At 50.7% G+C, this 1,348-nt stretch carries 1 rRNA gene; it reads left to right on the top strand.

What is annotated here, in order from left to right:
* Positions 1-1,348, top strand: a 23S ribosomal RNA gene (locus ACS8FD_RS14720); the annotation flags it as partial.

Below are 1,348 nucleotides of genomic sequence, written 5' to 3'. Positions count from 1 at the left end.
GTCGAGATCTGATAGCAAGTCCTACTTGTAGGACGAAGTGGCAAATACCAGGCTTCCAGGAAAAGCTTCTAAGCGATAGTCATAAACGAATCGTACCCTAAACCGACACAGGTGATCAGGTAGAGAATACCAAGGCGCTTGAGAGAACTCTGCTGAAGGAACTAGGCAAAATGGTACCGTAACTTCGGGAGAAGGTACGCTATTGGTGGTGATAGGACACGCTCCTTGAGCTGCTGATAGTCGCAGATACCAGGCTGCTGCAACTGTTTATTAAAAACACAGCACTCTGCAAACACGAAAGTGGACGTATAGGGTGTGATGTCTGCCCGGTGCTGGAAGGTTAATTGATGGGGTTAGCGTATGCGAAGCTCTTGATCGAAGCCCCAGTAAACGGCGGCCGTAACTATAACGGTCCTAAGGTAGCGAAATTCCTTGTCGGGTAAGTTCCGACCTGCACGAATGACATAATGATGGCAGCGCTGTCTCCAGCAGAGACTCAGTGAAATCGAAATCGCAGTGAAGATGCTGTGTACCCGCGGCTAGACGGAAAGACCCCGTGAACCTTTACTACAGCTTTACATTGAACTTTGACCTGACTTGTGCAGGATAGGTGGGAGGCTTTGAAGCAGACACGCCAGTGTTTGTGGAGCCAATCTTGAAATACCACCCTGGTCATGTTGGGGTTCTAACTCAGGTATAACAATACCGAGGACAATGTATGGTGGGTAGTTTGACTGGGGCGGTCTCCTCCTAAAGAGTAACGGAGGAGTACGAAGGTGCGCTCAGACCGGTCGGAAATCGGTCGAAGAGTATAAAGGCAAAAGCGCGCTTAACTGCGAGACCCACAAGTCGAGCAGGTACGAAAGTAGGTCTTAGTGATCCGGTGGTTCTGTATGGAAGGGCCATCGCTCAACGGATAAAAGGTACTCTGGGGATAACAGGCTGATACCGCCCAAGAGTTCATATCGACGGCGGTGTTTGGCACCTCGATGTCGGCTCATCTCATCCTAGGGCTGAAGCAGGTCCTAAGGGTATGGCTGTTCGCCATTTAAAGAGGTACGCGAGCTGGGTTTAGAACGTCGTGAGACAGTTCGGTCCCTATCTACCGTGGGCGTTGGAAATTTGAGAGGAGCTGCTCCTAGTACGAGAGGACCAGAGTGGACGAACCACTGGTGTTCGGGTTGTCATGCCAATGGCATTGCCCGGTAGCTACGTTCGGATGGGATAACCGCTGAAAGCATCTAAGCGGGAAGCCCACCTCAAGATAAGATTTCCCTAAAGAGCCGTTCAAGACTAGGACGTTGATAGGCAGGGTGTGGAAGCACAGCGATGTGTGTAGCTAACCTGT

The sequence above is a fragment of the Psychrobacter sp. 1U2 genome (assembly GCF_051847575.1).
The sequence above is the reverse complement of the archived record's forward strand: the minus strand, read 5'-3'. Positions and strand labels throughout refer to the sequence as shown.